Annotated in this window: 19 protein-coding genes and 1 pseudogene; 10 read left to right on the top strand and 10 right to left on the bottom strand. The window is 70.8% G+C overall.

The window, feature by feature from the left end:
- Nucleotides 1–140 precede the first annotated feature (140 nt).
- Complete coding sequence (gene infA / locus BIV23_RS13245; protein ID WP_071381012.1) at nt 141–365, bottom strand: translation initiation factor IF-1; 225 nt, start codon at nt 363–365, stop codon at nt 141–143.
- Nucleotides 362–1,156 (bottom strand): GNAT family N-acetyltransferase, encoded by a 795-nt coding sequence (locus tag BIV23_RS13240; protein WP_071381011.1) that lies wholly within the window; start codon nt 1,154–1,156, stop codon nt 362–364. The genes infA and BIV23_RS13240 overlap by 4 nt, the downstream gene beginning before the upstream one ends.
- A gap of 279 nt (nt 1,157–1,435) precedes the next feature.
- Here BIV23_RS13240 and BIV23_RS13235 point away from each other — a divergent pair, with 279 nt between their 5' ends.
- Entirely contained in the window at nt 1,436–1,723 is a 288-nt protein-coding gene (locus BIV23_RS13235) for a hypothetical protein (protein WP_245790508.1), read from the top strand.
- Nucleotides 1,724–1,735: 12 nt separating this feature from the next.
- Here BIV23_RS13235 and BIV23_RS13230 read toward each other — a convergent pair whose 3' ends face one another.
- Nucleotides 1,736–2,308 carry a TetR/AcrR family transcriptional regulator gene (locus BIV23_RS13230; protein ID WP_071381009.1) on the bottom strand — a complete coding sequence of 191 codons (573 nt, stop codon included), beginning with the start codon at nt 2,306–2,308 and terminating at the stop codon, nt 1,736–1,738.
- Nucleotides 2,309–2,438: 130 nt separating this feature from the next.
- On the opposite strand from BIV23_RS13230, the gene BIV23_RS13225 reads away from it, so the two are divergent.
- Nucleotides 2,439–3,284, top strand: coding sequence for an SDR family oxidoreductase (locus BIV23_RS13225; RefSeq protein WP_071381008.1), 846 nt, complete (start codon nt 2,439–2,441; stop codon nt 3,282–3,284).
- A 131-nt stretch (nt 3,285–3,415) separates the two neighbouring features.
- Here BIV23_RS13225 and BIV23_RS13220 read toward each other — a convergent pair whose 3' ends face one another.
- Nucleotides 3,416–4,147: a dienelactone hydrolase family protein gene (locus BIV23_RS13220; protein ID WP_071381007.1), complete on the bottom strand. Its 732-nt coding sequence runs from the start codon at nt 4,145–4,147 to the stop codon at nt 3,416–3,418.
- Nucleotides 4,148–4,192: 45 nt separating this feature from the next.
- A complete protein-coding gene (locus BIV23_RS13215) occupies nt 4,193–5,110 on the bottom strand; it encodes an NADP-dependent oxidoreductase (protein WP_071381006.1) in 918 nt (305 codons plus the stop codon).
- A 263-nt stretch (nt 5,111–5,373) separates the two neighbouring features.
- Between BIV23_RS13215 and pyrF the strand changes: the two genes are divergently transcribed.
- From pyrF to BIV23_RS13200, 3 genes are all read left to right on the top strand, one after another.
- On the top strand, nt 5,374–6,069 hold the full coding sequence (gene pyrF, locus BIV23_RS13210; RefSeq protein WP_071381005.1) for an orotidine-5'-phosphate decarboxylase: 696 nt from the start codon (nt 5,374–5,376) through the stop codon (nt 6,067–6,069).
- 360 nt (nt 6,070–6,429) lie between these two features.
- Nucleotides 6,430–6,702, top strand: coding sequence for a hypothetical protein (locus BIV23_RS13205; RefSeq protein ID WP_143079076.1), 273 nt, complete (start codon nt 6,430–6,432; stop codon nt 6,700–6,702).
- Nucleotides 6,703–6,787: 85 nt separating this feature from the next.
- The gene (locus tag BIV23_RS13200; RefSeq protein WP_071381003.1) at nt 6,788–7,015 is read left to right on the top strand and encodes a hypothetical protein; all 228 of its coding nucleotides are present in this window, start codon (nt 6,788–6,790) and stop codon (nt 7,013–7,015) included.
- Between the two features lie 106 nt (nt 7,016–7,121).
- Here the strand turns inward: BIV23_RS13200 and BIV23_RS13195 are convergent, their stop codons facing one another.
- Entirely contained in the window at nt 7,122–7,724 is a 603-nt protein-coding gene (locus BIV23_RS13195; protein ID WP_071381002.1) for a hypothetical protein, read from the bottom strand.
- A 277-nt stretch (nt 7,725–8,001) separates the two neighbouring features.
- Between BIV23_RS13195 and BIV23_RS13190 the strand changes: the two genes are divergently transcribed.
- Nucleotides 8,002–8,946 (top strand): class I SAM-dependent methyltransferase, encoded by a 945-nt coding sequence (locus BIV23_RS13190; protein WP_071381001.1) that lies wholly within the window; start codon nt 8,002–8,004, stop codon nt 8,944–8,946.
- A gap of 154 nt (nt 8,947–9,100) precedes the next feature.
- Here the strand turns inward: BIV23_RS13190 and BIV23_RS13185 are convergent, their stop codons facing one another.
- On the bottom strand, nt 9,101–9,565 hold the full coding sequence (locus BIV23_RS13185; RefSeq protein ID WP_071381000.1) for a peptidoglycan-binding domain-containing protein: 465 nt from the start codon (nt 9,563–9,565) through the stop codon (nt 9,101–9,103).
- Nucleotides 9,566–10,057: 492 nt separating this feature from the next.
- Between BIV23_RS13185 and BIV23_RS13180 the strand changes: the two genes are divergently transcribed.
- On the top strand, nt 10,058–10,603 hold the full coding sequence (locus BIV23_RS13180) for a GNAT family N-acetyltransferase (protein ID WP_177239880.1): 546 nt from the start codon (nt 10,058–10,060) through the stop codon (nt 10,601–10,603).
- 9 nt (nt 10,604–10,612) lie between these two features.
- Here BIV23_RS13180 and BIV23_RS49585 read toward each other — a convergent pair whose 3' ends face one another.
- Nucleotides 10,613–10,819 carry a hypothetical protein gene (locus BIV23_RS49585; RefSeq protein ID WP_143079075.1) on the bottom strand — a complete coding sequence of 69 codons (207 nt, stop codon included), beginning with the start codon at nt 10,817–10,819 and terminating at the stop codon, nt 10,613–10,615.
- A gap of 11 nt (nt 10,820–10,830) precedes the next feature.
- Between BIV23_RS49585 and BIV23_RS13175 the strand changes: the two genes are divergently transcribed.
- The 3 genes from BIV23_RS13175 to BIV23_RS13165 are packed head-to-tail and all read left to right on the top strand — an operon-like array spanning nt 10,831 to nt 12,393.
- Nucleotides 10,831–11,193, top strand: a complete 363-nt coding sequence (locus BIV23_RS13175) for an ArsR/SmtB family transcription factor (RefSeq protein ID WP_071380999.1) — start codon at nt 10,831–10,833, stop codon at nt 11,191–11,193.
- A complete protein-coding gene (locus BIV23_RS13170) occupies nt 11,177–11,728 on the top strand; it encodes an SRPBCC family protein (protein ID WP_071380998.1) in 552 nt (183 codons plus the stop codon). Before BIV23_RS13175 ends, BIV23_RS13170 begins: the two co-directional genes overlap by 17 nt.
- Entirely contained in the window at nt 11,728–12,393 is a 666-nt protein-coding gene (locus BIV23_RS13165) for a dihydrofolate reductase family protein (protein ID WP_071380997.1), read from the top strand. Before BIV23_RS13170 ends, BIV23_RS13165 begins: the two co-directional genes overlap by 1 nt.
- Before the next feature lie 140 nt (nt 12,394–12,533).
- On the opposite strand, the gene BIV23_RS13160 is transcribed toward BIV23_RS13165, so the two are convergent.
- Complete coding sequence (locus tag BIV23_RS13160) at nt 12,534–12,974, bottom strand: VOC family protein (protein ID WP_245790507.1); 441 nt, start codon at nt 12,972–12,974, stop codon at nt 12,534–12,536.
- Between the two features lie 120 nt (nt 12,975–13,094).
- Nucleotides 13,095–13,233, bottom strand: a pseudogene (locus tag BIV23_RS51765) (WHG domain-containing protein); the annotation flags it as partial.

The following is a 13,233-nucleotide window of genomic DNA, read 5'->3' as shown; positions in this document are numbered from 1 at the left end:
GACCTGACCCGCAGGCGGCGGCCGCAGCGGTGGCCGCCGCGGCCGTGCGAGCCGTCATCCGCGCGAGCCGTCGGGGCCCCGGTCACGGAAACGCCGTGACCGGGGCCCCGGGATCAGCTACCGCGGAAGGTGCCGACCCCCTAGTTCCGGTACCGGAACACGATCCGGCCGCGCGTCAGGTCGTACGGCGGGAGCTCGACCAGCACCCGGTCTTCCAGGTAGATCTTGATGTAGTGCTTGCGCATCTTCCCGCTGATGTGCGCGAGCACCTGGTGGCCGTTCTCGAGCTCCACGGTGAACATGGCGCTGCGCAGACACTCGACGACCCTGCCCTCGACCTCGATGACGTTCTTGTCCTTCGTCATCGCACCAGCTCCAGGTTGCTGCTCACCGGCCGGGCACCGATGCCCTCGAACAGCGCCGTGGCCGCTCGGTTGGACTCGTGGACCTCGGCCCAGGCCGCGGCGGACCCGGAGCGGTGCAGCGTCCCCAGCGCGTGGGCCAGCAGTGTCCGCGCGATGCCGCGGCGCTGCTCGCCGGCCCGGACCGCGATCAGCCCGATGCGCGGCCGGTTCACCCTGACCACCCGGATCAGACCCAGGTAGCGGTCCGGTGCCGCGGCCACCCCGTACTTCGACGGGTCGACGACGGTGTCGCCTTCGGGGCGGGCAATCACCTCCGCGGGCATCGACTGCCACCAGCCGGCGGCCGCCTCGACCTCGTCACGGATCGCGCGGTCCACCGCCCGCAGCAGACTCTCGTCCGCCTGACCGGCGGGCACGATCGACACGCCCGAAGGCGGCAGGACGTCGTCGAGCCCCGTGATCCGCGGGTCGGTCGGCACGACGTACTCCCACTCGCGGCGCCCGATCGTGAAACCGGCCCGCCGCCAGCCGGCCGTCAGCTCGACGTCGGCCTCGTCGACCAGCGTGAACAGCGGCGTCGGCAGCTGCGCCAGCATCGCCTCGGCGAGCCGGTCGAAGGTGGCGTCGTGCCAGGCGTCGATGCCGACGAACAAGCGTCCGTCGGCCCGGTGCTCCGCATACCCGCGACCGACCACCAGGTCGTCTTCCAGTGCATGCCATTGCCTGTCCGCGACGCGCGTGATCATCACCGCGTTCTCGCTCAGGCCAGATGGGAAAGGCTTCGTGTTCATCGGAGTCTCCCTCCAGGAGTGCCTCGATCTCAGGCGCTCCCGGCGACACCGAACGTCAGCCGCCGGACCGTGACGGGTTGAGGGAGCACCCATGGGTGACTGTGTTCACGGGTCTCACCTCCCTACGACGACTTCACGATCCACCACGACGCTAGCGGCGGGGCACCGCACCGCTCAACTCCTTTTCCGTGGACGCCCGGTATCGCGGCCCGACTCGCAGAGCAGGCCGCGGCGTCCGACGAGGGCGAACCTGTGCTGACGGTCGTGCGGGTACTGGGCATGAGCAGTGAGGACGAGATGATCGCCTGCTTCCTGAGCGGCGAGCAGTCCAGCCGGAGGTTCGGCCGGAACCGCCGGTCCCGCCTGACGGCCGGCGGGCTGGCCGAGCGGTTGCTGACACACCCGGACCTCTCCGACGCCGGAGCGAACCACGTCGGCGAGAGACAGGACGACCTGGTCTGCCTCGAGGGTCACCTGCGCCTGACCGCATACGCCCTCGCCGGCTTCCCGGCCGACATCGAATGCCTCGTCGGCACCGCGCCGGCCAGGGGACGTTGGGCGCGGTAGCCGGACGAGTTGTCAGGCCGCTCCGTGGCGGAGCCCGTCGAGGAGCAGGTCGAGGAGGCGGCCGGCCCGGTCGCGCTGGGCCGGAGTGCTGGCGACCAGTGCGACGCCGCTGAGGCCGAGGCCGACGTCGATGGGCTCGACGTCCGAGCGCAGAAGCCCGGCTTCGGTGCCGGCGTGCAGCAGCATGCCGATCGCGGCGCTGAGCCTGTCGAGGCTCTCGGCGAAGGGGTCCGCGCCGGAGGCCACCGCGGCCCGCAGGGCTTCCGCCATGCCCTGCTTGGCGGCCAGGTAGTCGATGAACCTGTCCATCCACAGGCGCATCGCCCGGTCCGGCGGGAGGTCGGCGAGCAGCTCGGCGGCGCTGTCGCAGACCCGGGCCAGCTCGTTGCGGTAGGCCGCCTCGACCAGTGCCTCGCGCGTGGGGAAGTGGCGGTAGAGCGTGGCCGAGCCGACGCCCGCGGCCTTGGCGATCGTGTCGATCGGAACGTCCGCACCCTTCTCGGAGAAGGCGCGCACGGCCGCTTCGAGGATGCGCTCGCGGTTGCGGCGGGCATCGGCCCGCAGCGGGCCCGGCTGGGTGGTCAAGGCTGCTCCCTTCGTCTGGAAGCCAGTCTAACTGGACAACCGGGGAGCTCCCCGGTTAGCGTTGCAGTTAACCGGGGAACTCCCCGGTTATCGCGGAACACGCTACCTGCCGACGGGCAAGGAGACTCTGATGACCTCCCCGAAGACGGTTCTGATCACCGGTACGTCCTCCGGCATCGGCCTGGCCGCCGCCCTCGGCGCCGCCCGGTCGGGCTGGACGACCATCGCGACCATGCGCGACACCGGCAAGGCCCAGACCCTGCTCAAGGCCGCCGCCGACCACGGCGTCGCCGACCGGATCCAGGTCAAGCGCCTGGACGTGGTCGACCCCGGCAGCATCGCCGCCTGCCTGGACGAGGTGATCGCCGAGCACGGCCGCCTCGACGCACTGATCAACAACGCCGGCGCCGCCACGGTCGGCACCATCGAACAGATGGATCTCGACGACGTCCGCTCCGCCATGGAGGTCAACTTCTTCGGCGTGGTGGCCACCACGCGCGCCGCCCTGCCCCACCTGCGCGCCGCCCGGGGCCGCGTGATCACCGTCACGAGCGTCGGCGGCGTCCTCGGCCAGCCCTTCAACGAGGCCTACTGCGCCGCCAAGTTCGCCGTCGAGGGCTTCATGGAGTCCCTCGCCCCCGTCGCCGCCACCGTCGGCGTCGACGTCACCGTGGTCGAACCCGGCGCGGTGGCGAGCGAGTTCGTCACCAACCTCGGCCTGGACGTCCCCGCCCTGCTCGCCGCGGCCGGGCCCTACGCTCCGGCCCTCGAGGCGTACATCGCCCGCACCCAGCAGGCCTTCGGCACCGCCCAGTCCCCGGCCGAGGCCGCCGCCCCGATCATCGACGCCCTGACCGCCGACCATCCGGCGTTCCGGATCCAGACCTCGGCATGGGCCCGCGACTTCGTCGCCACCACACTCGCGGACCTCGACGGCTCGGCCGTCCAGGACCTCACCAGCACCTGGGTGCGCTGAACCGCCCCGCAACCAGGAACGACGGTCATCGCCTCGGGGCTGTCCGAACGACGTTCTCGCGCACGATGGTGGAGTCCGCGAACGAGCAGATCAGGCCACAGGGTTGGCGTACCACCGGGGAGGGCGCGAGGTCACAGGTGTGACGCCAAGGCGGCGTACACCCTCCGCCAGGCGTCGGCGCCGGCCTGAGGGTCGTAGTCCTCCGGGCGGTCGGCGCAGGCGAAGCCGTGGCGGGCGCCCGGGTAGCTGACCAGTTCGTGCGGCACCTCGGCCTTGGTGAGTCGCTCCTCGGCCTGCTGCCATTCCTCGGCCGGGATGATGTGGTCCAGTTCGCCGCGGAAGCCCAGCACGAAGGCGCCGCCCGCGGCGATTCGTTCACCGGTCTCCAGCGGGGGCACGGGCCCGACCAGGGGGAAGCCGCTGTTCAGCAGCCAGCCGGGGTAGAAGACCGCGGCCAGCTCGAAGCTCAGCTCGGTCGCGGCCCGCACCGCGATGTGACCGCCCATGCTCAGGCCGAGGAACGCCACGCCCCGCCCCCCTGCCTCGGCACGCGCCGCCGCCAGCGCCGCGGAAGCGTCGGCCACCAGTTCGTCCCGGTCCAGCGCGCGCATCAGCACCAGGCCGTTCTCGCGCTCCTCGGCGGAGTAACCGAGCGCGGTGCGGCGGGCGTTGCGCCAGTAGTAGTCGGGCGCCAGCGCGGCGTAACCGGCCGCCGCCAGCTCCGCGCAGGTCTCGCGGACGTACGCGTTGACTCCGTACAGCTCGGAGCAGACCACCACCGCGCCGTGCACCTCACCCGCCGGGCGGTGCACGTACGCCTCGATGCCGCCGGCCTCGCCGAGTGACTCCCACCGACCAGTCATCACTACCCCCGTGTGTCGTCCGTCGGCTCAACTCTAGTGTCACCCTCAGGGCCGGAGCACGATCTTGCCGTGGGTGTGCTGCCGTTCCAGCTCGCGGAAGGCGTCCTGGACCCGTTCCAGCGGGTAGGTGCGGGCGATCGGCACCTCCAACTGCCCGCGTGCGGCAAGCCGGGCCAGCTCGCCGAGCACGACCGCGGACGCCGCCGCGCCTTCTCCGTAGGTCCGCGCGCCGACCTCGGCCGCGGCCTGCCAGTCGCGGATCGTGTTGATTCGCTCGGGTCGCACGCCCAGCTCCACTGCCAGAGCCACGTAGCCGTCGCCGAAGGTGTCGATGAACGCGTCGACCGCGCCGCCCGACGCCTCACGGATCCGCCCGGCCACGCCTGGCCCGTACTCGACCGGGAGGACACCGCGATCCTTCAGCCACGCGTGGTTCCGCTCGCTCGCCAGCCCGATCACCGTGGCCCCGCGCCGCCGCGCGAGCTGCACGGCAAGCGACCCGACTCCGCCCGCCGCACCGGAGACGACGACCGTGTCGTCCGGGCCGGGGTCCACCGCGAACACGGTGGCGTAGGCCGTCGTGCCGGCCACGTACAGCGCCCCGGCAACCTCCCAGGCCAAGCCCGCCGGGCGGGAGACCAGGTTCACGTCGTCGACCACGACGAACTGCGCATGGCTGGCCCGCCGGTGAGTGAAGCCCAGAACCTCGTCGCCCACAGCGAAGCCCCGGACCTGCGGGCCGGCCTCCACCACGACGCCGGCCAGATCGCTGCCCTGCCCGGAAGGAAACGCCGCCGGCCAGCGTTCATGCAGCCCGCCCGTGCGGATGTGCGCCTCGCCGGGCTGGATCCCGGCCGCGCGGACCTCGACCAGCACCTGCCCAGCACCGGGCAGCGGCCGCTCCACCTCCTCCACCCGCAGCACATCGATCCCGCCGTACTCGTGAAACCGCACCGCCAGCATCGTGTGATCACCGCACTCTCTCGTCCGGACAAGGCCTGCCCGGCCGCGCGCCAGAGGGCCGACGCCGACCGTGCCACAGCGTTCAAAGGCCAAGCGCGGATCCGTATTCCCCAGAGCACGGCGACAGTGACGCCGTCCGTGCCCAGGACCCAGGACCCAGGACGCCGTGCGCCCTCAAGAGGCTGGAAGCCTCGGAGGTGTAGCCGCAGCGTCAACCGCCCCCAGGCCGCCCCGGAGAGCACCGGTGGCGGCACAATGCCCCCGTGGATCCGATCAGCCAGATCATCGTCGCCCTGGACTGCGACCATCGCGCAGCCGCCGATGCCGTCGTCGAGCGGCTGGGAGACGAGTGCCGTTTCTACAAAGTCGGCCTGGAACTGCTCACCGCCGCGGGGCCGGACGTCGTCAAGGGGCTTGTCGCCCGGGGCAAGGAGGTCTTCCTGGACCTCAAGCTCTTCGAGATCCCGAACTCGGTCGCCGCTGCGGTTCGTGCCGCGGGAGCGCTCGGCGTGTCCATGGTCACCGTGCATGGCATGGGCGGCGGCGGCATCATGTCCGCCGCGGTCGAGGCGGCCCGCGACTTCCCCCGACTGCGCGTCCTCGCCCTGACCGTGGTCACCAGTATGACCGGCGCGGATCTCGCCGACATCGGCGTCGGCGACACGGTGGACCAGCAGGTGCTCCGGCTGGCCCGGTTGGCGCAGAGGGCCGGCTGCCATGGCGTGATCGCCTCGCCGCCGGACGTCGCGGCACTGCGCGACACCCTGGGCCCCGGTGCCCTGATCGTCACCCCGGGAGTCGCGCTGCCGGGCGACTCCCCGGCCGAGCACGCCCGCCCCGGGACACCGCATGCGGCGATCGCCGCCGGGGCCTCGCATGTCGTCGTCGGCAGGACGGTCACCCGTGCCACGGACCCGGCAGCCGCATTCCGTCTCGTCCGAGCCGGTCTCACCGCGTAGCAGACGCTTTCCGCCTGATGGGCAAGGCCCTGATCATGCTCTCCGCGGGCACCTTCGACGAGTGCTTCGACTTCGCCCTGGAGATTCAAGTCGCCGCACTGAAGGGGGAGTTGGCCCAGAACGATCGCTGACCAGCGAACCGGACACATGTTTTTGTGCTCGAAGCACCGGATCGGGGTGGACCGCGTCTGCCCCAGCATCGGTCATGTCTGACTGACGACGGTGCGGCAGGACGTGGATGCGCCCGGCGAGCCGACAGGTGAAGAGGGGGCCAGTGATTAAGAATTGTCACGAAGTGTACGCATACGCTCATTTCTCTCAGATCAAGGGCCGCGCGCCCGGGTCGGAAAGGGTCCCATCATGCGCAGGATTCAGCGTGCCGTCGTCGTAGCCGGAGCCGTCGTCGGGTTGTGCGCCGTCGGTGCCGGCGTCGGCTTCGCCGACGGCTACGGCGGCGCTCCACAGGTCACCGCGGTGGCCAACTCGCAGGCCCGTGCCGTGGCCTCGGGAGGCGGCACCGCGGTGGCCAACTCGCAAGCCACCGCCGTGGCGACGTTGGGCGGCTACGCGTACGACCAGCCCCAGTACCCGCCGCAGGCCGCTCCGTACCCCGCACCTCAGTACGGCCAGTGAAGTCCGGGTAGCGACCGAGGCGAAGAGCCCGTTGCCGCCACCGGCCGAGGAAGCGGCCCAGGACGCCCACGGGCATGATGAGCGGATGCCCGAGCTGATCGATCCGACCGCCAGGCTGCGCACGTCGTTCCTGGCGGCGGTGGCCGAGTTCCGCCAGGACAGCGACTACCCGGCTGCGTGGTTCGTCGCCGATGTCGACCCGCCCGCTCTGACCGACGCCGCAGCCCTGCCGATACGAGCGGAGGCCGGGTCGTCGGCACTGCCGGTCACACGCCTGTACCGGGTGCCGACGGTCGAGGTCAGCGCAGGCTGAGCGCCCCGGCCCCGGTCCGGGCACACCGCCGGCCCGGAGGCGAGGTACCGGTCCCTCGCCTCCGTGTACGCAGCCACCACCGTCCGGGTGGCGGGAACGGTCATGGTCAGTGGCCGCCGCTCGGGGGCTCGCAGCCGGTGCCGTCGGGGTAGCCGCCGAAGGCGTCCGCCTTGGTGGAGTCACGGCTCATCGTGCCCTCCACGCACCTGGGAGAGGCGCCGATGTCGATGAGGAAGCCCACCCCGGTCGGGCCGTTCCGGTACGCCTGCACCTTCCCGGCGGAGTAGCCGAGGCCGGTGAGCGCGCTGCGGACGCTGTCCGGGGAGAAGTCGCCGCGCCGGCGCAGCGGGTCGAGCGCACTCTCGACGTGGCTGACGGCGGTGAGTCCGTCGCAGCGGCTCCGGCCGTGGAGCGGGATGGGAACTCTGAAGCCGTGGTTCTCGGCGTAGTGGTCGGTCGGCGGCACGGTCGAGCTGGGAGTGGCGGCGGCCGTGGGCGGCGTCGGTCCATGGCTCTCGCCCGGGCAGGGGAAGTCTGTTGGTGTACTCGGCGTACTCGGCGTCGATATGCCGGTCGGTGTCGGATGCGAACGCCGGTACGCGTCGGCGGCATCCCCCGCCCTCTGCGTTCCGCAGCCCGCCGTCAGCAGGACCACCACCGCCAACGGCAGCATCCCGAGCCTGGCCCTCGTCTTCCTCAGCGTCGTCATCCCGGGATCTTCCCCCGCGGCTCAGCGGGCGTCATGAGTCCTTCTACTCATCTCGCCACAACGCCCGGCCGGCCCGAGGTCCCACCACGTCGAACACGCTCATCTGCTCGCGTGTTCTGCCAGCGGACGGGCTGCGGCAGTCCAGGACAAGACCGCGGCCCAGGACACCACGGGAATTGGCCCACCGTTCATCTTCCCCCCCGTTTGGACAGGCGTCCCGGGGCAGGTGCGCAGCAGTTCCGCACCCGTTCGCTCACGCAAGGGAGTGCCTGTTCGCATGACGGCCGTACAAAACGCACCCCGGCCACCCCGTCGATTCGACGACGTTCCCGGGTGGTTCCCCGTACTGGACCAGATGCTCTTCGACTGGCTCCTCGCCCACCAGGAGTCCGCGGGCATGCGGGGCGATCTGCTGGAGGTCGGGGTGTACCTGGGGAAGAGCGCGATCTTCCTCGGCAGCCGCCTCCGGGACGGTGAGCGGTACACGGTGTGCGACCTCTTCGAGGGCGACGCGCCGGACGATGCCAACCGGGCGGAGTCGACGAAGTCGTACGGCGCGCTCAGCCGACGGGCGTTCGAGGAGAACTACCTTTCCTTCCACGGTGAGTTGCCCCGTGTCCTTCAGGGCCCCAGCTCCCTGGTGCCGGAAGAGGTCGAGCCCTGCTCCTGCCGGTTCGTCCACGTCGACGCCTCGCATCTGTACGAGCACGTGTACGCCGACATCGGCGCGGCGCACGACCTGCTGATGCCCGGCGGAGTCGTCGTCCTGGACGACTTCCGTTCGGAGCACACCCCCGGCGTCTCCGTCGCCGCCTGGGAGGCAGTGCTCAACAGGGGCCTGCGTCCGATCTGTCTGAGCACACAGAAGCTGTACGGCACCTGGGACGATCCCGCCCCGGTGCAGGAGGAGCTGCTGGCGATGGCACGTGGACGCGAGGACTGCCACCTCAGCGTCCAGGAGGCGGCCGGACACCGCATCGTCCGGCTCAAGTCCAAGGGCATGCGGGCGCCGTCCGTCCCGCCCTCCCGGCACGCCGCGGAGCCCGAGCCCGCGTCCGCACCCGAGTCCGCGCCCGTCGCCGAACAGACAGCCGTCCGGTCTTCCACACCCGCCGCCCCGGGCCGCAGCCTCACCCGCCGCATCGCGGCCGACCTGCTGCCGCCCCTCCTCACCCGCGCGATCCGCAGCTCCCGCGCGGCCAGACGTGCGGCGCGCAGCTGACCGACGGCCCGCATCGGCCGCCTGTGCCGCGTGTGCCGCGTGTGCCGCGCCCGCCGCGTCCGCAGCACCAAAAGCCCCAGCTCAGGCAGTTTCTGAGCTGGGGCCCGTCCGTCGGCCGGAGTTGATCAGGACAGGTCGGTGTCGCGAAGGGCGGTCAGCACCAGCTTCCGTCCGTGCCGTTGCCGAGGTGGGAGAACGACTTCCAGGCGGCCTTGGTCTTGGTTCCGGCGATGCCGTCGACACCGCCGGTGTCGTAGCCGAGGTAGGTGAGGAAGCGCTGGAGTGCGCGGACGGTGTTGGGGCCGACCTCGCCGTCGACGGTTCCGGCGTTGTATTTGAGGGCGTTGAGGAAGCGCTGCCAGGCCGCCCAACTGTCGGGGCCGAGCTGGCCGTCGATCGTGCCGGGGCTGTATCCGGCGCCGCGGACGTAGCACTGCACGCTCTTGCCTTCGCTGATGCTGAGGCCGAGGTTGTTGACGGTTTGGACGCTGACGGTTCGGGTGTGTGCCTGCTGGGTGGGTACGGCAGTGGCTGTGGTTGCGCCGGCGAGGGTGCCGGTCAGGCCGAGGACCAGGCCGGCGGCCGTGAGGCCGACAGCGGACTGTGCGCGTGTGAGCATGAATGTTCCCCCTCTTCCGATCGGGCGACTGCCGGGGTTCGACCCCATGCAGGCAGGGATCTATCAGCACCGCTGAAGACGGGTCGAGCGCCGTCCAGAGGGTTGCCCATGAATCAAGTCCACCGAGAACGTGGCCGATAGCCACACCGGTCCTGGGGCGGGTCGAGGCATCCGGCGATGCGAACGTCTGGTGCGGCGACAGAGGCGATCAGACGAGCCGGGTGCGAGACCGGTTGCCGTCACGGTGCCATGCTTCGCGCTCGAAGAAGCGACTCGTTCCGCACGGGCACGGACGCCGGTCGGACAGCATGACGGCGGGGTCTCTCGGCGGCCGGAACCGGTGCCGACCTCCGCCGCATGGTGTTCGCGGTCAGGCCCTCACCACGCGCAGCACACGGCACTCGATGGCGACCTGCACGTCCGTCCGATGACTCCTGGGGGCGCATCGAAAGTAACTGGTTGTGACTCTGTGGCCTGTGCTTCCATGTCGAAGTGAGCATCGAGAACTCCGGAGCTGCTGTGGAAAGGCCGGTCCGCCGGGTCCGGCGGCGGACTGACGGCGATGTCGAGGGGTGTGTGCGGGTTCTCCAGGAAGTCCATCGACGTGACGGCTACCCGGTCAACTGGCCCGACCGGCCCGATCAGTGGCTGTCGCAGGCCTCGCTGTTGGGGGCCTGGGTCGCTGAACTCGGCGGCCGTCTCGTTGGCCATGTCAGCTTGTCCCGCGGCGGCGAAGGAGATCTGGCCCCTGGCCTGTGGAGCGAACGGAAGGGCACGAGCACGGACCTGACTGCCGTGGTCAGCCGACTGTTCGTCGCCCCGCGAACCAGGGGGCACGGGATCGGCGCACTGCTGATCGGCCGAGCCGTGGAGGAAGCACGACGTCATGGCCTGCACCCGGTGCTCGACGTCGTGGCATCCGACACCGCCGCAGCAGCCCTGTACGAGCGGCTGGGCTGGGAACTGTTGGCCACGGTCGAGCAACGCTGGAGCCCGTCCCAGATGGTGACCGTTCACTGTTACGCGGCGCCATCGTGATGTGACGGGTCACGACCGCTCGTCGCTGGATGCGAGCGACTGGTTCCGGGCGGACTTGCGCTCGGGGTCGCCGTAGCCGCGGCCCGTGCGCCGGAACTGCTCGATCGAGGTGTTCGCCCGCGAGGTCGGCACATGCGAGCAGCCGCCGCCGGCGTACCTCGACACCTCGGGCCGGTCGTCGGTCACGCTGCCGTTGACGCATGCCGATATAGGCATATGATGGTCGCATGGCACGAGCGGCGACGACCTCGGACGCGTTCAACGCGATCGCCGAGCCGCAGCGGCGGGAGATCCTGTTGCTGCTGCGGGGCGGCGAGCGGCCCGTGACCGAGCTGGCGCGGGACCTGGGAATGAGCCAGCCGCAGGCGTCCAAGCACCTGCGGGTGCTTCGCGAGGTCGGGCTGGTGCGGGTCCGCGGGGCGGGCAAGCAGCGGCTGTACGGCCTGGACGCCCGCGGGCTGCGGCCGGTCCACGAGTGGGTGGGCGGCTTCGAGCGGTTCTGGAACGAGACCTTCGACCGGCTGGACGAGTACGTGCGCGATCTGAAACAGGCAAGGCAGGAGGAACCACCGGATGACGACGACCAGTAGCGGCGGCGGGCCCGACCGCACGACCGCGGACCGCGAGATCGTGGTCTCCCGGACCGTCGGCGCCCCACGGGAGCTGGTGTTCGAGGCGTTCACGCAGGTCCGGCACCTGTCGCGGTGGTGGGGGCCGGACGGGTTCACCACCACGACGCGGTCCTTCGAGTTCCGCGTCGGCGGGGCCTGGGCCTTCGTGATGCACGGGCCGGACGGGACCGACTACCAGGAGTGGATCACCTGGACCGAGATCGTCCCGCCGGAGCGGATCGCGATGCTGCACGGCGAGTCCCGCGACGACCCCAACGCCTTCGAGTCGCTCCTGACCTTCGAGCCGGCCGGCGAGGAGACCCGGATCGTGATGCGCACGGTGTTCCCCACCAAGGAGCTGCGCGACGAGGCGGTGGAGAAGTACCACGCGATCGAGGGCGGCGAGCAGACGCTGGGCAACCTGGCGGTCTACGTCGCCGAACTCACCCGGAACGAGACCGCCGGGAACGAGACCGCCCGGAACGCGACCACACCGAAGGGAGCGGTGGGCTGATGGCCGGGAAGGTGTTCTTCAGCGTGACGGTGTCGCTCGACGGATTCATGGCGCCGGAGGCCGTGCCCGTCGAGGACGTCTTCTCGCCCGGAGGCCGGAACGACCCGAGGGTCCAGCGCTGGATGGCGAAGTGGTCGGAGCTGCAGGCGTGGTTGTTCCCGCAGCGGTGGTTCCGGGAGAACCTCAAGCTCGGCGAGGGCGGCGAGGAAGGACTCGACAACGACATCGCCCGGGCGACGTACGAGCGCACCGGCGCGAGCGTCATGGGCAAGCGCATGTTCGACGCCGGCGAGCTGGCATGGCCGGAGGAGGCTCCGTTCCACACCCCGGTGTTCGTCGTCACCCACGCCAGGCGTGACCCGTGGGAGCGGCCGGGCGGCACGACCTTCCACTTCGTCAACGACGGCATCTCCAGCGCACTGGACCAGGCCCGCGAGGCAGCCGGCGACCGGGACGTCCGCATCGCCGGCGGCGCCGAGACGATCCAGGAGTACCTGGACAGCGGCCTGATCGACGAGTTCACGATCACCCTCGCGCCCGTCCTGTTCGGCACCGGCATCCGCCTGTTCGACCGCGTGGACCCGGCCCGCCTCGCCCTCGACCAGACCCGCACGGACGCATCGTCCCGGGTGACCCACCTGGCCTACACCGTCAAGAAGCGGTAGCCCACGCTTGGCCCGGAGGCCCGGAGGCCCAGAGACCCGGCGGCGCGGCCGGCGGTTCCCTCGGAACGAGTGCGGGCCGGGCTCCGGCCCGGATTCATCGGCCTTCGTTCTCAGCCTCGACCGTTCGGAGAGGTCCGAACCTAGCCGATCCGTTCGGCCAGAGCGACGATGATTCCCGAGGGGCCGCGGAGGTTGCAGAGTCGGTAGGCGTTCTCGTACTGCGCCACCTCGCCGACGAGTTCGGCGCCATGGCGGCGCAGACGGGTGATCGTGTCGTCGATGTCGTCGACGGCGAACATGACACGGTGCAGGCCCAGGGTGTTGGGTGCCGGATCGGGCGGTCCGGCGGCGATCGCCGCGGGGGCGTGGAACTTCGTCAGCTCCAGCTTGCCGTGGCCGTCCGGGGTGCGCATCATCGCGATGGCGCTGCGGACCCCGTCGAGGCCGAGCATCCGGTCCGGGCAGACTCCCTCGAGCTGCGCTTCGCCTTCCAGCTCCATGCCGAGCTCGGTGAAGAAGGCGACGGCAGCCTCCAGGTCGTCGACGACGATGCCCACGTTGTCCATCCGCTGAATCGTCACGGGGTGTCCTACCTTTCAAGGGTGGTTGCTCTGGCTACTGGTACCCCTGGGACGGAGCCGGTGCCCACTGACGGACACGTGCGGTTGACGGCGGCCCCGTGCGCCTGCCGGGATGGTGTGTCAGAGCACAGTGAGGCGGTCCACCAGCAGTTCCACCCTCTGCTGGGTGTATTCCGGTGGCAGCCGTCCGGCCCGGGTCAGGGTGGCCAGTCCGTGCAGACACGCCCAGAACGTCTCGGTGAACAGCCCCGGTTCGACG

Source organism: Streptomyces monashensis, from assembly GCF_001866665.1.
GTDB lineage: Bacteria > Actinomycetota > Actinomycetes > Streptomycetales > Streptomycetaceae > Streptomyces > Streptomyces monashensis.
The sequence above is the reverse complement of the archived record's forward strand: the minus strand, read 5'-3'. Positions and strand labels throughout refer to the sequence as shown.

Excerpts from the sequence above, each read along its gene's own strand:
- infA (WP_071381012.1), bottom strand. The coding sequence starts at position 365 with ATGACGAAGGACAAGAACGTCATCGAGGTCGAGGGCAGGGTCGTCGAG.
- BIV23_RS13240 (WP_071381011.1), bottom strand. The coding sequence starts at position 1,156 with ATGAACACGAAGCCTTTCCCATCTGGCCTGAGCGAGAACGCGGTGATG.
- BIV23_RS13235 (WP_245790508.1), top strand. The coding sequence starts at position 1,436 with ATGAGCAGTGAGGACGAGATGATCGCCTGCTTCCTGAGCGGCGAGCAG.
- BIV23_RS13225 (WP_071381008.1), top strand. The coding sequence starts at position 2,439 with ATGACCTCCCCGAAGACGGTTCTGATCACCGGTACGTCCTCCGGCATC.
- BIV23_RS13220 (WP_071381007.1), bottom strand. The coding sequence starts at position 4,147 with ATGACTGGTCGGTGGGAGTCACTCGGCGAGGCCGGCGGCATCGAGGCG.
- BIV23_RS13215 (WP_071381006.1), bottom strand. The coding sequence starts at position 5,110 with ATGCTGGCGGTGCGGTTTCACGAGTACGGCGGGATCGATGTGCTGCGG.
- BIV23_RS13205 (WP_143079076.1), top strand. The coding sequence starts at position 6,430 with ATGCGCAGGATTCAGCGTGCCGTCGTCGTAGCCGGAGCCGTCGTCGGG.
- BIV23_RS13200 (WP_071381003.1), top strand. The coding sequence starts at position 6,788 with ATGCCCGAGCTGATCGATCCGACCGCCAGGCTGCGCACGTCGTTCCTG.
- BIV23_RS13195 (WP_071381002.1), bottom strand. The coding sequence starts at position 7,724 with ATGACGACGCTGAGGAAGACGAGGGCCAGGCTCGGGATGCTGCCGTTG.
- BIV23_RS13190 (WP_071381001.1), top strand. The coding sequence starts at position 8,002 with ATGACGGCCGTACAAAACGCACCCCGGCCACCCCGTCGATTCGACGAC.
- BIV23_RS13185 (WP_071381000.1), bottom strand. The coding sequence starts at position 9,565 with ATGCTCACACGCGCACAGTCCGCTGTCGGCCTCACGGCCGCCGGCCTG.
- BIV23_RS49585 (WP_143079075.1), bottom strand. The coding sequence starts at position 10,819 with ATGCCTATATCGGCATGCGTCAACGGCAGCGTGACCGACGACCGGCCC.
- BIV23_RS13175 (WP_071380999.1), top strand. The coding sequence starts at position 10,831 with ATGGCACGAGCGGCGACGACCTCGGACGCGTTCAACGCGATCGCCGAG.
- BIV23_RS13170 (WP_071380998.1), top strand. The coding sequence starts at position 11,177 with ATGACGACGACCAGTAGCGGCGGCGGGCCCGACCGCACGACCGCGGAC.
- BIV23_RS13165 (WP_071380997.1), top strand. The coding sequence starts at position 11,728 with ATGGCCGGGAAGGTGTTCTTCAGCGTGACGGTGTCGCTCGACGGATTC.